This is a genomic window from Bacillus sp. IT-79MI2 (assembly GCF_949768135.1).
GTDB classification, from domain to species: Bacteria; Bacillota; Bacilli; order Bacillales; family Bacillaceae_G; genus Bacillus_A; species Bacillus_A pseudomycoides.
In genome coordinates this window covers 50,149-70,881 of record NZ_CATKPV010000011.1, presented here as the reverse complement: position 1 = coordinate 70,881, position 20,733 = coordinate 50,149, and the positions used below count along the sequence as shown (strand labels likewise).

The window sequence follows — 20,733 nt, the reverse complement described above, 5'->3', positions numbered from 1 at the left end:
GAGTATATAATTCTGAGTATATATTTTTTGGGTGTTTTCAATCATTTTGTCCCTTAAATGTATGCTTTTGACCTTTTTAAATTTGTATATACTAATGTCATTGACGGAGATTTTAACCGCATGGTATAAATACATACAACATGTATCTTTGGATCTACGACAATATTTTGGACACTAAAAAGTTAAGTTTTTAAGCAATCTTACGTGCTGTCTCTTCCATTGCTTAAGATGTATTTTATAGCCCATGTCATTGTGAATTCGTCTTCTGTCGTTTCACCCTTCAATATATTGAAAGAGTGTTAGTTTCGCCTCATCAAATGGCACATACCTTGTTTGGTACACCTCCTCTTTCTTTCATGAGACGTGCAGGCAGCCTTTTCGACTAAAAGATGGCTTCATACTGTGTGTTGCGAGTAAAGTTTGAAATTCTTGACTTGTAATTGTATTCCCAAGTCTATGTGTAAAAATAAATTCATCTGATGATCTGCACATGTCACAAGCGTTTTCTAACGTCTCTATTACACATTTTTCATGAAATGAATAGCCAATTAATTTGTTAGAATGCAACTCTAAAACGGAAGCCAAATAACACAAACCTCCACATGAAACATAAATATACGTAATATTAGCCACCTATTTTTCATTAATATCCTGTTTCATTACAGACATTGCTCTGTAAGCATATTTTACTGACTTAACTTAGTTGTGTTCATATGATTATACTAACTTTTAGTAAGCTAAGGAGGTGAATAAATGGCACATAATAAAAATTCTCAAAATACTTACAATTCAACTCTTGAAGTTGCATCAAATCTTTTTTTAGAAAAAAGATTTGAAAATATTACTATTACAGAAATTGCAGATAATTTAGAAGGACTGACCAGAGGTGTAGTTTATCACCATTTTAATAATAAAGAAGAAATTTCAAATAGTATTCTCAATAAAATGACTAATGACCGTATTTCTATTTTTGATACTCTCGACAGTCAAAGCGATTTATCTGGAGTTGAAAAAGTAAAACAAATGTTAAAACACTCATTGATAATAAATGAGAATCTAGAACTTTATTTAGCAACCAATGATTTACAGAAGAATCCAATGGCTCTGACGAACAAATGAAATATATTGATGAATTCTCACAATCATTTGCTTTACTAATAAATTTTTGCTGTAACCCATCAATTTATAAAATGAATCAAACTAAATTTTATAATAGATTTACTTTTTTAAAGAAACTATCAAACACTCTTAGATTTCATGTTATTGATGAAGAAATATTGTTGCTTGCTCATCATTACAAATTATATTAATTAAAGGAGATTAAAATGGAAAACCAAAATAGTGTCCCACTTAAAATATCGAATGTTATTAAAACATTTGATGGTCATGATGTGATTAAAAAATTTAATTTAACTATTGAAGAAGGCAGTATATATGGTTTGTTGGGGCCTAACGGTGCTGGAAAAACCACTTTATTTAAACTCATTACAGGTCTGCAACAATTAACTAACGGAAAAATTGAAGTATTTAATAGAAATATCGCAACACAAAAAAAAGAAATACTTCGAAATATTGGCATTATTATAGAAGTTCCTATTTTTATCGAGCATCTTTCGGCTACTGAAAATCTTTCAATTCATCTTAAATATATGAATTGTTCTGACGGAGATATTGTTAAAGTACTTGAAGATGTGGGTCTCGAACCTACAAATAATCAACCAGTCTCTAATTTTTCCCTTGGGATGCGACAAAGATTAGCAATTGCTAGGGCGATTGTCCATAATCCAAAACTACTCATTTTGGATGAACCTATTAATGGACTTGATCCAATGGGGATTCGAGAAATGAGGCAACTTTTCTTGAACCTAGTTCAAAATAAAAATATGACTATCATTATTTCAAGTCATATTTTAAGTGAGATTGAGCATATCGCTGACAAAATAGGAATTATTGTAAAAGGCGAATTAAAAACAGAAGTAACTATGAAGGATGTAAGAGATGAGCACCCTGAAGGTCTAGAGGAACTTTTCTTAAATATCGTAACGGGAGGGACATTAAAATGAACGAACTCATTAAACTTGAACTGAAAAAGGTGGACTTACGAACATATGTAATTGCTACTCTTGCTATAGCTGCTATTTTACTCGGTTTAATTGCCCTATTCGGTTATGTTTCTCATAATGAAGGTGATGTTGAAATGCAAAATTTCACCTTTTACAAATCTTTAATTCCACTTGGTGAATCTATGATTCTAGTTGCTTTTGGTGTACTAAGTTCAGTTATGTATTCCAAAATAATTGTTGAAGCTTATAAAGAAAAACAAGCTACACTACTCTTTATGTATCCAGTAAGTAGAAAAAAAATGATAATTGCTAAAATAGTAAGTGTTTATATTTTTATATTTTTCACTTACCTATTAAGTTCATTATTTATCTTTACTTGTCTTGTCCTTATAAATTCGGCACTTCATTTCATGTCGGATTCATTCGCCTTGTCCTACCTTTTAAATAATTTAATTCAATTTTCATTATTAGCAAGTAGTATCGGTGTCATTTCAGTAGGTATTGGTTTTATTAAAAAAAGTGTGCCAACAACAATTCTTTCTTCGGTAATTTTAGGTTCAATATTTTGCAATATTGTATTTAATCTATCCGATAGTGCGAATGTATCGAATTTATTTAATATCTTTTTAGTTCTAATATTAATTGGCGCTACAATATCAACTCTCTTCTTAGCTAATAATGTAAAAAAAATGGAGGTATAATATATGGAAAACTTTATTGATCAAAAATTAGATGACCTCTTTGATGGAACTGGGTATTCGCTTTTTGGAGGAAATAGCTCTACAATATTGGGTGCAAATATTGTTTTTAGTATTATTTTAATCCTTATTGGTACAGTATTAATTAAAAACCGTAAGAACAGTAACAAAAAGAGTTCAATTGGTTCTATGCTTCTTGTCTTCGGACTTGTCATGGTCGTATTTAATCTAATAAGGATAGTACTTTAAAAGTACTATCTTTCGAAAGGTGAAAAAATGAAAAAATATATTTTAAAGAAACCCATTATCTCGCTCTTCACTATTCTGTTAACTATCATTAGTTCTTTAGCTACTGTATATGTCGCTTTGCTCTTACAAGAGGTTATTGATTTAGCTACCAAAAAAGATTTCAATCAATTCGGAAAAACAATAATTATCGCGCTACTGTATTTCGTTTTGCTTGGAGTATTGAAATATCTCAGTACATTATTTGGAAAGAAAATGATTAAGATTATTACACGATCTATGAGAACAGATATTTTTTTAGGTATTATGAATAAAAACACAAGTGAGTTTGCTAAAGTCAATTCTGCCGATTATATCTCTTTATTAAGTAATGATATTAAAATAATTGAAGAAAATTACCTGCTTCCTATGCTACAAATTTTATCTAATATAGCTGTCTTTGTAGGTACTTTAGTGCTCATCTTAAAATACAGTCCTCTTGTAGCTATTTATTTATTTGTTGCTATGTTTATTATGTTTATAGTCCCAAGTTTAATTGGAAAAAATATGCAATCAAAACAAAATGAATTAGCTGCACAATACGCTTTATTCACAAAATCAATAAAAGATTATTTTTCAGGATTTGAGGTAATTAAATCCTATAATATGAAAAATTTCGTTGAAAAGAAGTTTTTGAATGAAAATAAAGAATTAGCTCAAGTAAAATATAATGCTGATAAACTTTTATCATTAAATGAAACTGTATCAGACGTTCTTGCAACTGTCTCTATGCTATCAGTAATATTCATTGGTGCTTATTTAGTATTAATCGATAATATTACTGTAGGTACATTAGTCGCGCTGATTCAATTAAGTAGCTTTTTTGTAAATCCAATTATGATTATTATGCAAAGTTTACCTAAAATAAAAAGCACTAAACCTATTTTAGAGAGAATTGAAAACAATGCTTGTATTCAAAATGAAAATATTTCAGGAGTTCCTGTAAAATATGAAAATGAAATACTTTTTAATAACGTATCTTTTTCATACGATATTAATAGCGAACAAAAGGTTTTGAACAATATATCGTTACGTTTTAAAAAGGGAAAAAAATATGCAATTGTTGGTCCAAGTGGATGTGGAAAAACTACTTTAATCAAGCTCTTAACAGGAAATTATCAAAATTATACTGGGGACATTCTTTATGATAAAACTAGTTTAAATGATCTAAACAAAAAAAGTTTAAATGATCTATTATCAGTTTTACATCAAAACGTGTATCTTTTTGATTCTTCTTTTTATTTTAATATTTGTCTTCATAACGAATACACTATGGATGAATTTAGAAAAGCTGTTCTGTTTAGCGGTTTAGATAAGCTTGTCGAAGAAAAAAATACAGATTTTAACTTTTTGGTTGGAGAAAATGGCGCTAATTTATCAGGCGGTCAAAAGCAACGTACTGCATTTGCAAGGTCCATTATAAAAAATCCTCAACTATTAATCTTAGATGAAGGTACATCTTCATTAGATATTAAGACATCTAGAGATTTAGAAACAAGACTCTTAGCACTTGAGGATACAACTGTAATTTCAATCACACACAAAATTGATGAGGGTATCCTAAATCAATATGATGAAATTATTTATATTGAAAAAGGTTCCATCATTGAACATGGTTCATTTAATGATTTACAAATTAAACAAGGTTCGTTCTACAACTTTTACACTAACCAATTAGATACTGATGCTATTCCTGACAAAGTTTTAGCAAATTAATCAATTGGAAAATGAAATAATAAAAATTAATATATAGAAAGGATATACTATGAAGTTATTTTGCTTACCTTATGCAGGAGGAAGTTCATCTATTTTTTATTCTTGGAAAAAAATTTTATCACCTGAAATTGAACCCATCCCTATTGAACTTCCTGGTAGAGGAAAAAGAAGTACTGAACCATTAATTGAAGATTACAATTTACTTATTAATGATCTATTGGATTTTATTGATAAGAATACTAGATATGGCGAAGAATTTCAATTATTCGGACATAGTATGGGCGGACTATTAGCTTATTCAATAGCAAAATACGTTGAAAAAAAACAGTTTTCTAAATACACAATTAATCATCTATACTTGTCAGGTGCTAGACCGCCAAACGTTCTTTTGAAGGATTCCTATCCTATTTCTTCACTTCCAAATAAGGAATTCATTTCTAAACTTACTGAATTGGGTGGGATGGATGAAGAAATCCTTAATTGCCAAGAATTAATGGACTACTTATTACCTTCAATTAGAGCTGATTTTCTTGTTTTAGAAACTTTTAATGATGTTAATAATGACTACAAAGTGAAGTGCCCTACTACTTTGATAAATGGAATTACTGACAGCTCTGTTATATTTCATGAAAAAAAATGGGGGCATTATTTACAAAATATTGAGAATATAAAACATCTAGAAGGAGGACATTTTTTTATTAATGACTACCCTACATTGATATGTAACCTTATAATGAATAACCAAATTCAAACTCTTCAAAAAACATCATATTAAAATATGATGTTTTTTGATATATTTTGCACAACAGAAGCTTATTTCTCATATAAAGTATTCAAGTTGACAAAATCCACATTTTTAGAATTACGCCTCTTTTCATATACTTTTTACTTTCTACATTATATATAGAAAGAATAAAAAGCTACTTCTCGAATTATATAAGGTCAAAAAATCATAACTTTATATTTCACTAATAAAATAAGTAATAATATCATCTACAGCTACTTCACTTATGGTTTCTATTTCAGCTGCTAAATAACATACCGCAGCTTTATAATTATTGCTGATAGGAAGTAATGTGAATTTTTCCTTTTTTTCTTCATTTGATTTTATCACTTTTATATTTTCATCTACTATTTCAAAGCAAAATGAATTAAGAGGTATTGTTAATCCTTCTCCAATATATTTTATATAACTTTCTTTCAAACACCAATATGAATAAAAATATTCATACTTTTTCAAATTAGGCACGGAAGAAATTTCATCATATTCACTCTTACAAAAAAAATTGCTGGCTATATCTATATCTATATCTTGAATTTTCTCTATATCTATTCCAATCTTTTGATCACTAATAGCACATATAAGATAAGAACCAGAGTGAGACAAATTAAACTGTATGCCGTAATTGCAATCAATATATGGTTTTCCAAATTCATTTTTTTTAAATACAATATCAGAATTTTTAATACTAGAATTCTTGCAAATTGTATATCTAACAAGTAACTCCCCTAGAATTGAGCGTATTTTATCTTCCTCAAATCTAAATCTTTTTATGTTATTAACTCTTTCAGATGAAATAAATTGTGTCAAATCTAATAGCTTATTAATCGTTACATTCTCATTAATTTTTACGTAATTTATTATCAACATAATTTGGACTCCCCTTTACATGAACAATATTACATTAACTTGAAATTCCCTTAAAACATATAGATTCTTATATCAAAGTTCGCTTTAATTTCCCCTAAATAAATATTTTTCAAAATATGGATCTTTTTTAGTATATCCACTAAAAAGTTAAGTTTTTAAACATTCTTACGTGCTACCTCTTCGATTGCTTAAGGTGTATTTTAGGTGCATCATATTCACTATTTAAATCTTTTACTGGTCTTCCAGAACAATACAACTCGACTACCATTATTTTTAAATTCCTTATTAATATTTTGTTTCATTACGGACACTTCTCTGTATGCATATTTTACTGACTTAACTTAGTTGTGTCTATATAACTATACTAACTCCATCACTTAAAATTATAAATATATTCTTATTTTATAGATATTATTCTAGCAGATTAGGTGAAGTTGCTTCATATAAAAAATAAAGACCACATACCTCCCCTAGTGCGAGATATGTAGTCTTTATTTTTTAGTATTTATTCAATACGGTTTAGCAAAAACAAGCATCGATGTTATTGTACTTATAAGGATAATACAAGCTCTAATGCTGCTACAATTACATAAAGACGAAATGGGCTATTTCCTAAAGTAATGAACAAACTCATTGATTATATCTCAAAAGGGTTAACGAATGAAAAATAAAAACCTTACGTATAAAACGTAAGGTTTTTCAATATGTTAAACACCCAGCAATCACGATTCCGATGGAAATTGATAAAAACATAAGGAAAAGTCCGACGGCCCGATTATCTTCTTCGATGCTTTGATTGATATTAAAGCGCGGTGTGAGCCATTCAGCTAAATAAAACACAATAATCTGTGCTAAAATTCCAATCGCTCCCCATAAAACCATATCCATTAATGAAACAGAATGAGCAGCCGTAGAATACAAAACAATGGCAAGGCCAAGAAGTCTTCCTCCAAGTGCATAGCTTGCTGCTTTATTCCCTTTAGCCATTAATGAAAATTCCTTCACTTTTGTTGTCACTTCCATAAGAAAAAGACCAATACATAAAAGACCGATTGAGATTGCTAAATAAAGTAAGAAATTTATCATTTCTAATCCTCCTTTTTAATTCCTACAGGTAAATAATATGATTCATTCCCCGTAATTTTTTCACCAGCACGTATACCAATACTACTTGGCTTCCCAGCAATTAAAAATGATCCAAACACATATGACAGCTCCTCGTTCCCCTTTTCAGTCTCAAGAGAAACAACTGGAAGCTTTATATATTTTTGAAATACAGGAAGCTCTTTTTTATACGTTTGATATGAATTTTGATTAACAATATTGGTGTCTTTATCGCGAATTATAACCGTGTCGCCTTCTCTACCGAACGAAGGTTTTTGAACAAAAGAATTTTCCCCTAAAAACAGATCTGCTTCTAAGTAAGTAGGAAGCATGTACTCTTTAATCCATTGTTGTTCCTCATTTGTATAAAAAGCACCTGCCTCCGCTAATCCCCATATGATACATTGAACCGATTTCGGCTGCAGTAGAAAAGATGAAATCGGATTTATAATAAAAAGCTTTCCTTCCTTTACAAGTTGTAGTAATTCGATCCCTACAAGATCTCCAGTGTTAGGGTCCCGGTCCTCAACTAAGTGTTCAATAGGATATGTCTGGCGATACAAAACATCAATTGGTACACCATCTCCGTCCAGTAAAGCATCTTCAGTAATTCTGAGTTCTGACATTGACACCACTTTGTTGCTAACCTGACATAGCTGACTCAAATACCGAGTCGTATTCCAATCTTCTATATGTTCATGATGGGCTGTAAAGACAACGTTTGGCCTTTCTATCCCTTTAGCTGCTTCCATCACAGCTTTTGTGATGCCAGAAGAGAGAAGACGTTCCTGATTGTTGTTTGGGTCATGATAATCTAATTCTTTGCAGACCTCCCCATTCATTTGAAAGCATTCCATGATAAAAGTCGGAGTATCACTATTAAACTCAAGCATTTTGATACCAGTATCTGTCATTGCAAAATCAAACCGTGAAATAACAGATTCAGGAAATAGAGATTTCATTCTAATAAAAGGCAGACTTGAAGAAGGAAAACCAAGTTCAAGAAGCTGAGCGTCAGACAAGGTCCGAAGAAGCCTAGCAGTCTTAAAAAATACTTTTCCCATTCGTTCCGTTGCTAATTGCAAATCTTGGATTGTTTGTTCTGTTATTTCAAAAATATGAAAAAGGCTATACTCACTCCCGTATAAGTCGGACCAAAAGCGAGAGAATCTTGAATAAAATTTACTTCGTTTCTTTATGTAAAGCGACATAATTTAACCTCCGAATCCGCCCTTTGAACCGCTTCCAATTCCCCCTTTAAAATTGGACGAAGCTTGATAGGACTTAAATTCAGAAGAATTTTTGAAAGTTGATTTATTTTGATAGTATCTACCACCGTAATAATAACTCCCATGATAACTTGAACGGCTGTCATCGCATCGCCACACGCCAAGTTCATCATCCCAATCCCAATCTGCACAACTCTTATCTTTTGGTTTTGGAGGGAGATCTTCTGTACAGCCAGATAATGTACCGGCCACTAAAGATGTAAGAACACCTGTTACTAACCATTTGGTTTTTGTCACTTTCCAACGCTCCTTTATATATTATATTTTTATTATAAAAGAATTAATGATAAAGTAGAAGAAAAAGAAAGAGGGATTACAATTGCGGTTAGAATATCGACTTAATGATGAGACGAAACAATATCCTGCCCTATGGAACTATGCGGATATTTCTGTGTCTGAAGCGGTCGCAAGGATGACTTGTGAGTACTTTATTAAAGAAGGGGATACATATGTCGTAACATCGACCGCAATGGATCCCGATGGAACAGCAGTATTATACGTCCAAAAAGAAACGTTCTTCAACGACCCTTCAGAACCTATATATTCTCATATAGGTTTTGAGATTAGAGAGCTAGAAGGAACAAATTCAATTTTGATAGAAAGTAAAAATGTATGGAACCATGACGAGATCTTAACTTATCTCCATTCCGATATTTTATACATTAAAAAGAACGGACTATTTATGGAATTCACCTTAGATTCAAGAGAGATTGATGAAGATCGAAAGTGCTATGTTTATTATGGAAATTTTACAGGTGAACACAGATAACAATCAAGTGAACCCCCGCCATTTGGAGTTCATTTGATTTCTACTATTTTTATGCTTTCCACACAATGAAATTCCAATCACTTCTAACGTACCGAAAAAAGGTTCCTACAACAAAAAAACCTTACGTATAAAACGTAAGGTTTTTTATATAGCCCCACACATGCCGTTCTCTCTAGATGTCCATAAACCTGCTCTCACAGGTGGATGTTCTCATAAATGCTTTCAGCTTCCTTCTTAAAAAGATGGCATGCTGTTTACATTTAGATATTGAACTTCCGTATTATACTTATTGGTTTAAGACATACATAAGCTACGTACACCGTAGGAATTTTATATAATGTTAGTTGAAATAAGACCCCCCGCACGTGCCGTCCCTCGTAAATGTCCAAAAACCCGCTACTCGCAGGTGGATGCCCTCACAGCTACCGTACATCTTCCTCCACATGGAAGGCTTGATGATGGTCGCTAAATGTTGAGCTTCCGTATAACTAACATCGGTTTTAGACATAAATAAGTTACGTACACCGCAGGATGTTTTATTTACTTGTCGTTATCTTATCACATTGTATGCAATGTGTAAAATGTAATATTTTGAAGCAAATTCTTGCTTGTGACCTTATTTTAATACAAAATATTTTTGCATGCAAGAGGTTACTGTCCTTCTTTTACAATTTGGTTTTCTGGATAAGAAATCCAATCACTCCAGCTTCCAGCATATAACTTCACGTTACGAAAACCAGCTGTTTGTAACGCTAATACATTCGGGCATGCTGTTACACCAGATCCGCAATAGACGATTGTTTCCTTCTCTTTACTAAGATAGTGGAAACGATCTTCTTGTTCCTCTTTATCTTTGAACTGACCTTCCGCTGTGATTCCATCTTTCCAAAAATAATTTTCTGCTGTTGGAATGTGACCAGCTTTAGGATCAACAGATTCTTCAGCGCCAGCATAACGTTTTGGCTCTCTCGAATCAATTAACGTAACATCTGCATTTGTACGAATTTTTTCTTTCACATCTTTCATCGTTACAAGCATGTTGTTTTGCACATTCGGTATGAATTTTTTCCGTTCAATGGTTGGAACTTCAGCTGTTATAGATGAATTTTGGTCTTTCCAAGCAGGAAACCCACCATTTAACACATATGCTTTTTGATGTCCTACATATGTTAATAGCCACCATAGACGCGAAGCCATTGCACCAGCTTGACTGTCATATGCAACCACTGTCGTATTTTCATCAATACCAGCTTGAGAAAGCTTTTCGGCAAAATCCTCAAGGTTTGGAAGTGGATGACGGCCACCATGCTCCGTAATAGAACTCGATAAATCAAGATTCAAGTCAAAATATAGCGCATGAGGAATATGTTCTTTTTCATACTGCTTTCGTCCCCAATTTGGATTAGCTAAGTCAAAACGACAATCGACTACACGGACATGCTCATCTTCTATGTGATCACGTAACCATTCGACTGTAACAATCATGCTTAACGACCTTCTTTCTCTTGCAGACGACCTACATACTCCATAACCATATCTTCTGTTACAATTTTACGTTGCGGTGCAACCCCTCGTTTGGCAAGAGCATTGATTTGCTTCGTTACCATATTAATTGCATCTACTGAGAAATGTTTTCCATTTGACGCAAGTGCTACTGCTGCTTCAATTGCCGCTTCACGCTGTGCTTCTAACTGTAAAAATGTTGTCACAATTTCATTTTGTTTACGAGAATGTGCTGTAATTGCTTTATGTACTTCCATCTTCTCTTCCCCCTAAATAATTTATACTTTCTCGCCAATTCTTCATAAGAAAATGACTAGAGTTCCATTGTAAGCCGAATCATATCTCGGCATACAATCCCATTTTCGATAATCTCTTCTTCATAATGCTTCGAAAAGTAATCAAAATCAATAGAAAAAATACGAAAACCACATTTTTGATAGAAAGCAAGCTGTGAAATACTAGAATTCCCTGTCCCTACCTCAAGGTTATGCATGTGTTTTTCTTTGGCAGTTGCAATTGCGTGCTGTAATAATTGTTTTCCAAGTCCTTGCCCTTGTAGTTCTTCTGAAACAGCGATATTCATAATTTCCATTGTTTGCGGTCTTGTTTCAAGTAATACATATACGCCTATAACATTTTCTTCACATTTGGCAATATATAAAAGACCTCTCTTCAAATATGAATTAATTTGCCTCTCACTGGGATCAGCAAGCAACAATAATGACATCGGCGCCTTATCTTGCGAAATACATTCCATGACAATTTTCATGAAATTTCCCCTTTCTCTCTTGTTCTAAACCCTCCTTGTCTACCATAAGTAATACAAAGGAGGGATTCACCATGGACAACAATGAGAAAAAATGCAACGTCATCTCGATTGATGGAAAGAAAAAGAAAAACGGAACATATTCCCACCCAAAATTAGTTGTAGATGGAAAAACATATGAGTTTTCTTCATTCGTCTTATGCGGTGAAACACCAGATGGCAGACGGTTAGTTCTGACTCATATGATTTCTACAGATGAATTTGCAGGATTCGTAAAATCACTGGATGCTGTATTGCAAAAGAAAATTGAACGAATCTTTTTTTCATAGAGCTTATAAAATATGAATTTCTTTTTCGATTGCTGCTAACTGTTTCTGTAATTGTTCCTTACTTTGTTCATATAGCGACACATCAATTGTCTCTGCTAAAGCGAATAATACACTTGCATAATATTGCTTAACATCTTCCTGCATCACTTTTTTGAATAAGTCCCATTTCAATTCCCATTCTTGTTTATAATGCTGGATAAATATCTCTTCTTCATCAGCTACATATCGGGATACGACAGGCTCAAGTGATTCCTTCGTATCTTCCTGCATTGTTGCTTTATCATTTTTTTCAAAGAAACTTTTCTCATTTTTGAAATGAGATAATGCCTTTTTAAAATGCTTTATTTCTATAGAAGGAAACGGCTCTTTATGCGTAATAACTTGGTATTCATAATCTGCTGTCCCATTCATAGAAATAGATTCATTTTCCAACTTACATTTCACTGCAATTTCATCCTTTGCACGTCGCATCGCTTCATCCATCCATTTTTCAAGACGTAGTGACGTTGCTCGCATTTCCTGTAATAAATCATGTTGGATAAAGGCTACAAGTTCCATGAGACATTCTTGCAACTTAATTTTCACATTTCCATCTGTTCGAAGGGATGCTGGGTTAATAAATTCAGTAAACACATCGTTATAACGTAAAAATAGACGTTGCTGCACATAATATAACAGTTCTTTCACTTCATTTTGCATCGCTTGCTCTTCTGCAAGTACACTATACGATGAAATAATATGAAGTAGCTGCTCACGTTCTGCTTCATATTTTTTTATTTGTTTTTCTTTCTCATCGTTCCCTTGCTTTGCTCCTTGTATCATATTTACAAGAAGCTGCTCAGCACTTTGCAATGCGCTATATAAAGAATGGACAGATACGAGCATTAAATCACGCATCATAAAGGATGTAAATGATTCTTCAAACTTTGTAATCCCCGAATTTTTCAAGATACCATACTTTTCTTTTGCAATACTCTTTCCTTGTTTCTCCTCAAGTGCACATAAGCTCGAAATTGCAAATAGACGTGGATTTCGGATACCGTATTGCAGGAGCTGGTCTGCTATATAGCCTTTTACCATTTCAAGCTCATCCTCAGACTGAGCTAAATCCGCTGCATTAATTAAAAAGAACATTTTATCAAGCGCAAATGTATCTTTGACACGGCCAAGTTGAATTAAAAATTCACGATCCGCCCTTGAAAAGACATGATTGTAGTATGTTACAAATAAAATCGCATCAGCGTTTTTAATATATTGGAATGCAACGTCTGTATGTCGAGCATTAATAGAATCTGCTCCTGGTGTATCAACAAGTGCAACGCCTTGTCTCGTTAAAGCACAATCATAGTATAATTCCATATATTCAACAAAACATGATTTCTCTTCATTCGCTACATAATCGGAGAATTCTTCTAACGTAACTTGCACTTGTTCTCCCAAATGATTAGAAACTGCTTGATATCCCCTCTGCACTGCACGTAAAAAACTAAATGTTGTTTTCTGCTTTCCACTTGGTGACGGGTATTGTAGGATTGTATCTATTTGTAATAACGCTTCTTCAAATGTCTTTATTTCATAATGAAACAATTTATAAACTGCTTTCATATCTTCTAATAGCGCCTGCTTCGATTTAAACTGAACAATTACTGTGCCGTGAGGTTTGTCTTCTGTAATCGGTAAAATCTGATTAATCGTCGCCGTTGTTGGATTTGGTGATACCGGGAGTACATTCGCACCAAGTAATGCATTTGCAAATGATGATTTCCCTGCACTAAAAGCTCCAAATAACGCTACTGTAAATTGCTTTGTTTCAACACGTTTTCTTTTCCCAACAACTTCTTGATGCAAATGTTTAAGTGTAGGAAGAAATTCTAATATCATTTCCGCACCTTTTACTTGTTCTAATATACGATGAATATTTAATGTTGCTGTTGTTTTTATATTTTCTTCCTTATACGAAATACTATCACTTTGTACCTCTTGTTCTTGTAATGTAAACTTCTCGTTTACAACCTGTTTCTTCCCTTGTAATACTTTTTCTACTTGCAATTCATTTGGCACCGGTACATGATCGCTCCAAATACCTTGTAAGTAATTCTCGTATTTATCATACGCCTCAATATATTGTAATTTTGTTTCTTTTGCTGTCTGTAACATAGTATATTGCTCAATTTCTTGTTCAATATGAGCAATCTCTTTCTCCGTCTTTTTCCGTAAAACGCCCGTGCTTTGCTCAAAAATTTGCTGTGCTTTCATAAAGTAGCGTTTCTTCAGCTCATTCGCAACATCCGCTGTATAAAGAAGCAAGTAATCTCCTGTAAATCCTGCACCTTGTTTAATGGTTTCTGCTAATAATTCTGGGCCAAAAGAAATTCGCAGTGCGTATATGTCTTTTCCGACTTCTTCTGTAAACATCCCTTCATCTTTTAAGAAAGCCACAATAAACTCTTTCACATGAAAATCAATCTGTGTTTCAACGGTCTTCCCTAGTGCTGAATAAAATGCATCTAAACGCCGCTGTTTTTCTTGCTCTGTTTTTCCTTTTGCAAATAGCAAACCAACTTTAAACTTCGTTAGCTTCGTTTCTAAATATTGATTTGCTAGCTCTCTCATTTCAAATGGCATTAAGTAAGCATTGTCTAATATTGCTTGCAATCCTTTTATAAATTCATTTTTCACGTCCGATTCTTTACTAGCCACACGTCGTTTATTTTCAATAAGCTCTTCTTTCTTTTCCATTACGCCTGTAAGCGATAGAGGTGATGCTAATTCTTTTTGGTAGGGCATTAATTGTTTTTCATTTTCTGAAAGAATAAATGAAAAATGTTCTTGTAATAAATATGCCGTTTCTCTTTCCATACCATTGCTCACATACTGCTCACGCTCTTTCATAATCGAAGAAAGCAATTTCTCTAATCTTTGTATTTCATTATACGGATGGTTCATCATTCGTAAAGAAGTATAAAAAATACCATCTACTTCAATATCCCAGTTAGAAAACGATTGACTCACACTTTGCCTATAATCTTCAAATGATAGCTCATTTTCTTTATGCTTATCGATTTGATTGATAACAAGATAAACTGTTTTATTACGCTGCTTTAATTCTTTCACAAACTGCAAATTCACTTCTGACTGAACATGGTTATAATCCATCATGTAAAAAATAACATCCGCAAGATGGAGTGTTGATTCTGTTGCTAATTGATGCGCATCATCTGTTGAATCAATTCCAGGTGTATCAACGAGCATAACGCCATCAGGAATTGGCGCATCATTTCGATAAATATGAACGCCAATTATTTCATCACCATTTTTACAAAGCTGTTTCAATTCTTCCGCCGAGTATGCACCATCATATTCATAATGCTCTCCAGATTTCACTGTCACAACAACACGGTCCTGTCCCTTTTCAATTTTAACAACGTTCGCGCTTGTCGGAATCGGACTTGTTGGTAATAACTGTGCTTTATATAAGTGATTCATCATTGTCGATTTTCCAGCAGAAAAGTGACCGCAAAAAGCAATCATAAGCTGTTCTTGCTTATATTTTTGAATCACTTCAAACAACTTCAAACTATTTTCCGTATCACCATGCTTCTGCCATTCTTCATAAAAACAAACAAGCTTTTTCATACTGTTTGTCTGTACTATGTTTGTCATCCCCTTGTTCCCCTTTATTCCAAGATGTATATACCCTACTATCATACTAAATTTTCAGGATATTCTCATTAAAAATAAAAAATCCCTTTCATTCTTTTGACAGATGAAAGGGATTTTATGTAAGTTTGTTCATTTTGTTGCTCCGACTCCATTTAACACATATTTTGTAACGACAGCATACACAGCCACCGTTCCTGCAACTAATGCATATACCATATTTAGCACACCAACCTTTTTTTGATAATGATTATCACTTTTGAGTATATTTTATCATTAAAGAGAATCATTATCAATATTAATTTCTAAAAAAGAAGCTCCTTAAAAATAAGGAGCTTCTTTACTGCCTGTCTTAAAGGAGTGAAAAACTTGCTGTGCATCCTTATTATATCTCATAACAAACATCTTAACAGTTTCAAAAATTGGAAATCCCACCACCTCCTTTTCTTTACATTACTGTATAATAAAAGAAATTTACTTAAAGGAGGAAATCAATGACACAAAACATTTCACAAAGCGAGAGGATTCATTCTATTGATATTATTAGGGGAATTGCTGTATTTGGTATTTTTCTTGTTAACTGGCCTGTTATTGCTGGTGTCGACTCTAGTGATATTACAGGAAGTTATGAAGGAATAGATCGTTACATTCGTCTGTTTTATGACATGTTTATTCAAACAAAATTTTATACTATTTTCTCATTTTTATTCGGATTAGGTTTTTACATTTTTATGCAGCGTGCTGAGAAAAAAACAACTCATCCCAAAACATTATTTATTCGTCGTCTCCTCATTTTATTATTATTCGGATTTATACATTACGTCCTTTTATGGGATGGAGATATTTTACATAGCTATGCAATCGCAGGATTTTTCTTATTGCTATTTTACAAAAGAGAGCCTAAGACTATCCTTATATGGGCTTTTATTTTACTAGGTATATTTCAATTCATGATGTTGTTAACTAGTATAGCGATTGCTTTTTTACCAATCGGAGAATTAAGAACTTCTCTACCTATTATTCCTTTAGAGAATTGGAGTTTTCAAGTACAAGAGCGCTTTACTGCTTTTTATTCTGAAGCAGTTGCATTAAACATTTCATTCCTTCCCGAAACAATTGGGTTATTCTTACTTGGCCTATACGCTGGTAAAAAAGATATTTTTCGTCGAACAAAAGAATTAGATCCAAAACTAAAAAAATGGCAAATTATTATGTTTATTTTAACATTACCTATGTGGTTCTTTATGATTCGTTACTTTGTAACAAAACAACCTTATGAGCCAATCTACATGAGTGGTTTTACAATGTTTAGTGGTAAAACTTTATTTATCTTTTACATTTTCACACTTATGCGTTTATTACAGAAAGAAAGATGGCAAAAAATATTACGTCCGTTTCAATTTGTAGGACGTATGGCACTGACAAACTATATTTCACAAACGATTATTACACTAGTCGTATTCGGTCTATTCTTTAGAAGTTCTTTACCGGTACCATTATGGATAGGGACAATTTTTTGTATCGGTATTTATACACTCCAAATCTTAATTAGCCGCTGGTGGCTTTCTCATTATCTATATGGTCCGCTCGAATATATTTGGCGTCTTGGTACATACGGAAAGTTGATGCCCCTCAAAAAGAAAAGCAAGGTCTCATAATGAGAACCTTGCTTTTTTATGCTTCCCTTACAGCACTTTGCATTGGAACTTGCTCTTCTTTTGATCTCGCTTTGCGCTGCGGAGCCATATTAAATACAATATTTAAAAGTACAGCTGACGCACTTCCAAGTACAATTCCGTTATCTGTTAAAATACGAATACTTTCTGGAAGCTGAGAGAATAACGTTGGAACGACTGTTACGCCAAGGCCAATTCCAACAGAACATGCTACGATTAATAAATTTTCTTGTTTTGCAAAGTCTACACTACTTAACATTTTAATACCGTATGCCATAACCATCCCAAACATCGCTAGCATGGCACCACCAAGTACTGGCTTTGGAATAATCGTTGTGATAGCTGCAATTTTTGGAATAAAACCAAGAACGATTAACATACCACCGCACGTATAAATAATGACGCGATTTCGTACACCTGTTAATTGAACAAGACCTACGTTTTGCGAATAAGTCGTATATGGAAATGCATTAAAAATACCGCCTAAGATCATCGCTAATCCTTCGGCACGGTAACCCTTTGTTAGCTCTTTTTCACCAATCTTTTTGTTACATATATCGGATAAAGCGAAATACACACCAGTTGCTTCCACAATCCCAACACAAGCAACGAGAATCATCGTAATAACCGGCGTTAACTCAAATGTTGGTGTGCCAAAGTAAAACGGTTGAATACCGTGAAACCACTCTGCTTCTCCAACAGCCTGTAAGCTCACCTTTCCCATAAATGCTGCAATAATCGTACCAAATAAAAGACCAAGTAATATAGAAATAGAACGGATAAAACCATCAAAGAAGCGGTACATAATTATAATAAATAGTAAAACACCAAATGCTAACGCTAAGTTTTCTAGACTTCCAAAATCCTTACTTCCAACTCCTCCAGCCATGTCATTAATAGCCGCTGGAACTAATGTAACTCCAATAACTGTAACAACAGAACCCGTTACTACAGGCGGGAACAGTTTCACAAGCTTTCCAAATAATTTTGCAAAAATAACAACGAACAATCCTGCTGCAATAATTGCTCCATATATCGAAGAAACACCGTACTGTTTACCGATGGCGATCATCGGTCCAACTGCTGTAAACGTACAACCAAGTACAACAGGAAGGCCAATTCCAAAAAATCGGTTCGATAAAGCTTGTAAAATTGTTGCGACACCACACATTAATAAATCGATGGATACTAAGTATGTTAATTCTCGTTGATTTAAGCCAAGTCCTCCGCCAACAATAAGTGGAACAATTATTGCTCCTGCATACATCGCAAGCATATGTTGCACGCCAAGGGATGCGATTTTAAATGGGTGTTGCTTCATGACTATTTCACCTCCGCAGTCTCATGCTGAACAAATGTAACAGTACCGTTATCAAGTGATGCAATTTCTGCAAGTGATTCTACACGAACACCGTTCTCACGTAGTTTCTTTCCTCCGTCTTGAAATGCTTTTTCAATAACAATTCCAATCCCAGCAATACTTGCACCGGCTTGCTCTACTAAACTCATTAAGCCTAAAGCAGCCTGACCGTTTGCTAAAAAGTCATCAATGATTAATACACGATCATTTTCATGGATATGATTTCTAGATAATGAAATCTCATTCGTTTCTTGTTTTGTAAATGAGTATACTTTTGCAACATACATATTATCTTGTAACGTTAACGATTTCCGCTTTCTTGCAAAAACCACTTTTACTCCAAGCTCTAAACCTGCCATAACCGCTGGTGCAATACCCGAAGACTCAATCGTCACGATTTTTGTAATATTATCTTCCTTAAAACGCTGTGCAAACTCTTTTCCTATTTTTTGCATAAGTACTGGATCAATTTGATGATTTAAAAAGGCATCTACCTTTAACACATCACCAGATAAAACCTTTCCTTCGTTTAAAATCTTTTCTTGTAATACTTTCATGTTTCTTCCCCCTCTTATGCAAATAAAAAACTCCAAAAGCAGCCACCACTCGTTACAAGTGAGAGACGTGCTTTTGGAGTTTCGCAAAAAAGAATGCTAAACCAGCAATATGTTCGTCCTCACTCATAGTCAAAGTATTTACGGTACTTCGGTAGAAACTTGCAGGCCATATCCCCGCGATTATATGAGTGTAGCTAACCTATTTATTTTATAGAAGGATTATAACGCACTTTTTTTACTTTGAAAAGCGTTCCTAGAAAAAAACACGTACAAATTTTTCAAAAACATCTTTTTCGTTCGAGTTTTGAAACCTCTTACATTTTGTATTCTTCTACTAGAGGCTCGTTAAAATAACTGGTCCATCCTTTGTAATTGCTATCGTGTGCTCGTATTGCGCTGCCAATTTTCCATCCATCGTCCGTGCAGTCCATCCATTTAAATCTACTTTTGAATATCGCATACCTACATTTACAATCGGTTCAATCGTTATTACCATTCCTTCTTGTAGTTCTGATCCTTGACCTGGCTTTCCAAAATGAAAAATTGCTGGTTCTTCATGGATTTCTTTACCAATTCCATGCCCTGTAAAATCCCTTGCGACAGAAAACCCTTCCGAAGCTACATAACTTTCAATCGCATATCCAATATCACCTACATGATTTCCGATTATCGCTTGCTCAATTCCTTTATATAAAGCATTTTCCGTTACTAGTAATAACTTTTCTGCTTCATTAGAAATATCCCCTATTTTATGAGTCCATGCAGAATCAGCAAGAGCACCATTTAAGTTCACTACCATGTCAATCGTAACAATATCACCTTCCTTTAATGGGTCAGTAGTCGGAAAACCATGACACATTTCATCATTCACAGATGCACATATTGCATATGGATAATCGTTATATCCTTTTTGTTCAGGTGTCGCACCATTCTTTTCTAAATACGTTTCAACAAATGTATTAATTTCCAATGTCGTGATACCTGGTTTTATTATTTTCGCAATTTCTTGATGACACGAAGCTAGTAAATTTCCCGATTCGCGCATCAAATTTATTTCTTTTTTCGTTTTTATTGTACTCATGAAATCTCCCCTCGATAAAAGCTTTCCAAATTCAATCATACACATCCTCCTCAACAATTTCAAAAGAGCATTCATTTCACATTTTTTTCACAAATTAACATTCCAAAACTTGTAAGAATCCGCGACTTTATAAGTTCTCATCATTAACATAGTTTTTATTGTATCAATGAACACTTTTTGAAAGCACATTCGGACGCGATAAAATTATCTAAATTTTTTGTATTAT

General features: G+C 33.4%; 21 protein-coding genes, 2 other RNA genes and 1 riboswitch. Of the genes, 9 read left to right on the top strand and 14 right to left on the bottom strand.

All coding sequences use genetic code 11. From position 1 onward, the window contains the following. Nucleotides 1-354: 354 nt before the first annotated feature. The gene (locus tag ACM6HU_RS00475; RefSeq protein ID WP_016114161.1) at nucleotides 355-585 is read right to left on the bottom strand and encodes a hypothetical protein; all 231 of its coding nucleotides are present in this window, start codon (nucleotides 583-585) and stop codon (nucleotides 355-357) included. 168 nt (nucleotides 586-753) lie between these two features. On the opposite strand from ACM6HU_RS00475, the gene ACM6HU_RS00470 reads away from it, so the two are divergent. The 6 genes from ACM6HU_RS00470 to ACM6HU_RS00445 all read left to right on the top strand — a co-directional run bounded on the left by ACM6HU_RS00470 (nucleotide 754) and on the right by ACM6HU_RS00445 (nucleotide 5,537). Then, nucleotides 754-1,119, top strand: a complete 366-nt coding sequence (locus ACM6HU_RS00470) for a TetR/AcrR family transcriptional regulator (protein ID WP_016114160.1) — start codon at nucleotides 754-756, stop codon at nucleotides 1,117-1,119. 206 nt (nucleotides 1,120-1,325) lie between these two features. Further along, complete coding sequence (locus ACM6HU_RS00465) at nucleotides 1,326-2,063, top strand: ABC transporter ATP-binding protein (RefSeq protein WP_016114159.1); 738 nt, start codon at nucleotides 1,326-1,328, stop codon at nucleotides 2,061-2,063. Next, nucleotides 2,060-2,764: an ABC transporter permease gene (locus ACM6HU_RS00460; RefSeq protein WP_016132670.1), complete on the top strand. Its 705-nt coding sequence runs from the start codon at nucleotides 2,060-2,062 to the stop codon at nucleotides 2,762-2,764. The genes ACM6HU_RS00465 and ACM6HU_RS00460 overlap by 4 nt, the downstream gene beginning before the upstream one ends. Before the next feature lie 3 nt (nucleotides 2,765-2,767). Continuing rightward, nucleotides 2,768-3,010 carry a hypothetical protein gene (locus ACM6HU_RS00455; RefSeq protein WP_016114157.1) on the top strand — a complete coding sequence of 81 codons (243 nt, stop codon included), beginning with the start codon at nucleotides 2,768-2,770 and terminating at the stop codon, nucleotides 3,008-3,010. Between the two features lie 27 nt (nucleotides 3,011-3,037). Next, nucleotides 3,038-4,762: an ABC transporter ATP-binding protein gene (locus ACM6HU_RS00450; protein ID WP_016114156.1), complete on the top strand. Its 1,725-nt coding sequence runs from the start codon at nucleotides 3,038-3,040 to the stop codon at nucleotides 4,760-4,762. 49 nt (nucleotides 4,763-4,811) lie between these two features. Beyond that, nucleotides 4,812-5,537 carry a thioesterase II family protein gene (locus tag ACM6HU_RS00445; RefSeq protein ID WP_016114155.1) on the top strand — a complete coding sequence of 242 codons (726 nt, stop codon included), beginning with the start codon at nucleotides 4,812-4,814 and terminating at the stop codon, nucleotides 5,535-5,537. Between the two features lie 183 nt (nucleotides 5,538-5,720). Here the strand turns inward: ACM6HU_RS00445 and ACM6HU_RS00440 are convergent, their stop codons facing one another. The 4 genes from ACM6HU_RS00440 to ACM6HU_RS00425 all read right to left on the bottom strand — a co-directional run bounded on the left by ACM6HU_RS00440 (nucleotide 5,721) and on the right by ACM6HU_RS00425 (nucleotide 9,043). Next, the gene (locus tag ACM6HU_RS00440; RefSeq protein WP_016114154.1) at nucleotides 5,721-6,413 is read right to left on the bottom strand and encodes a 4'-phosphopantetheinyl transferase family protein; all 693 of its coding nucleotides are present in this window, start codon (nucleotides 6,411-6,413) and stop codon (nucleotides 5,721-5,723) included. A gap of 699 nt (nucleotides 6,414-7,112) precedes the next feature. Next, nucleotides 7,113-7,499 (bottom strand): DUF350 domain-containing protein, encoded by a 387-nt coding sequence (locus tag ACM6HU_RS00435; RefSeq protein ID WP_016114153.1) that lies wholly within the window; start codon nucleotides 7,497-7,499, stop codon nucleotides 7,113-7,115. A 2-nt stretch (nucleotides 7,500-7,501) separates the two neighbouring features. Continuing rightward, on the bottom strand, nucleotides 7,502-8,728 hold the full coding sequence (locus ACM6HU_RS00430) for a glutathionylspermidine synthase family protein (RefSeq protein ID WP_016132667.1): 1,227 nt from the start codon (nucleotides 8,726-8,728) through the stop codon (nucleotides 7,502-7,504). Nucleotides 8,729-8,731: 3 nt separating this feature from the next. Then, nucleotides 8,732-9,043 carry a hypothetical protein gene (locus ACM6HU_RS00425; protein ID WP_016114151.1) on the bottom strand — a complete coding sequence of 104 codons (312 nt, stop codon included), beginning with the start codon at nucleotides 9,041-9,043 and terminating at the stop codon, nucleotides 8,732-8,734. Between the two features lie 82 nt (nucleotides 9,044-9,125). Here ACM6HU_RS00425 and ACM6HU_RS00420 point away from each other — a divergent pair, with 82 nt between their 5' ends. Next, nucleotides 9,126-9,575: a hypothetical protein gene (locus ACM6HU_RS00420; protein WP_016114150.1), complete on the top strand. Its 450-nt coding sequence runs from the start codon at nucleotides 9,126-9,128 to the stop codon at nucleotides 9,573-9,575. 147 nt (nucleotides 9,576-9,722) lie between these two features. Here the strand turns inward: ACM6HU_RS00420 and ssrS (ACM6HU_RS00415) are convergent. From ssrS (ACM6HU_RS00415) to ACM6HU_RS00395, 5 genes are all read right to left on the bottom strand, one after another. Next, nucleotides 9,723-9,906, bottom strand: a non-coding RNA gene (ssrS, locus tag ACM6HU_RS00415) — 6S RNA. Between the two features lie 21 nt (nucleotides 9,907-9,927). Next, nucleotides 9,928-10,111, bottom strand: a non-coding RNA gene (ssrS, locus tag ACM6HU_RS00410) — 6S RNA. Between the two features lie 115 nt (nucleotides 10,112-10,226). Further along, nucleotides 10,227-11,060, bottom strand: a complete 834-nt coding sequence (locus tag ACM6HU_RS00405) for a sulfurtransferase (RefSeq protein WP_016114149.1) — start codon at nucleotides 11,058-11,060, stop codon at nucleotides 10,227-10,229. A 2-nt stretch (nucleotides 11,061-11,062) separates the two neighbouring features. Beyond that, complete coding sequence (locus ACM6HU_RS00400; protein WP_003196439.1) at nucleotides 11,063-11,335, bottom strand: DUF2533 family protein; 273 nt, start codon at nucleotides 11,333-11,335, stop codon at nucleotides 11,063-11,065. A 56-nt stretch (nucleotides 11,336-11,391) separates the two neighbouring features. Next, nucleotides 11,392-11,847 (bottom strand): GNAT family N-acetyltransferase, encoded by a 456-nt coding sequence (locus tag ACM6HU_RS00395; RefSeq protein ID WP_016114148.1) that lies wholly within the window; start codon nucleotides 11,845-11,847, stop codon nucleotides 11,392-11,394. 71 nt (nucleotides 11,848-11,918) lie between these two features. Between ACM6HU_RS00395 and ACM6HU_RS00390 the strand changes: the two genes are divergently transcribed. Further along, on the top strand, nucleotides 11,919-12,173 hold the full coding sequence (locus ACM6HU_RS00390) for a DUF3931 domain-containing protein (protein ID WP_000369734.1): 255 nt from the start codon (nucleotides 11,919-11,921) through the stop codon (nucleotides 12,171-12,173). 3 nt (nucleotides 12,174-12,176) lie between these two features. On the opposite strand, the gene ACM6HU_RS00385 is transcribed toward ACM6HU_RS00390, so the two are convergent. Further along, nucleotides 12,177-15,836 (bottom strand): dynamin family protein, encoded by a 3,660-nt coding sequence (locus tag ACM6HU_RS00385; protein ID WP_016132666.1) that lies wholly within the window; start codon nucleotides 15,834-15,836, stop codon nucleotides 12,177-12,179. A gap of 491 nt (nucleotides 15,837-16,327) precedes the next feature. Here ACM6HU_RS00385 and ACM6HU_RS00380 point away from each other — a divergent pair, with 491 nt between their 5' ends. Next, the gene (locus ACM6HU_RS00380) at nucleotides 16,328-17,491 is read left to right on the top strand and encodes a DUF418 domain-containing protein (RefSeq protein WP_016114146.1); all 1,164 of its coding nucleotides are present in this window, start codon (nucleotides 16,328-16,330) and stop codon (nucleotides 17,489-17,491) included. A 16-nt stretch (nucleotides 17,492-17,507) separates the two neighbouring features. Here the strand turns inward: ACM6HU_RS00380 and pbuX are convergent, their stop codons facing one another. The 3 genes from pbuX to ACM6HU_RS00365 all read right to left on the bottom strand — a co-directional run bounded on the left by pbuX (nucleotide 17,508) and on the right by ACM6HU_RS00365 (nucleotide 20,507). Then, nucleotides 17,508-18,830 carry a xanthine permease PbuX gene (gene pbuX, locus ACM6HU_RS00375; protein WP_016114145.1) on the bottom strand — a complete coding sequence of 441 codons (1,323 nt, stop codon included), beginning with the start codon at nucleotides 18,828-18,830 and terminating at the stop codon, nucleotides 17,508-17,510. Between the two features lie 2 nt (nucleotides 18,831-18,832). Then, complete coding sequence (locus ACM6HU_RS00370) at nucleotides 18,833-19,426, bottom strand: xanthine phosphoribosyltransferase (RefSeq protein WP_016114144.1); 594 nt, start codon at nucleotides 19,424-19,426, stop codon at nucleotides 18,833-18,835. Between the two features lie 106 nt (nucleotides 19,427-19,532). Next, nucleotides 19,533-19,634, bottom strand: a riboswitch (purine riboswitch). A gap of 126 nt (nucleotides 19,635-19,760) precedes the next feature. Next, complete coding sequence (locus ACM6HU_RS00365; RefSeq protein WP_033671064.1) at nucleotides 19,761-20,507, bottom strand: type I methionyl aminopeptidase; 747 nt, start codon at nucleotides 20,505-20,507, stop codon at nucleotides 19,761-19,763. Nucleotides 20,508-20,733: the final 226 nt, after the last annotated feature.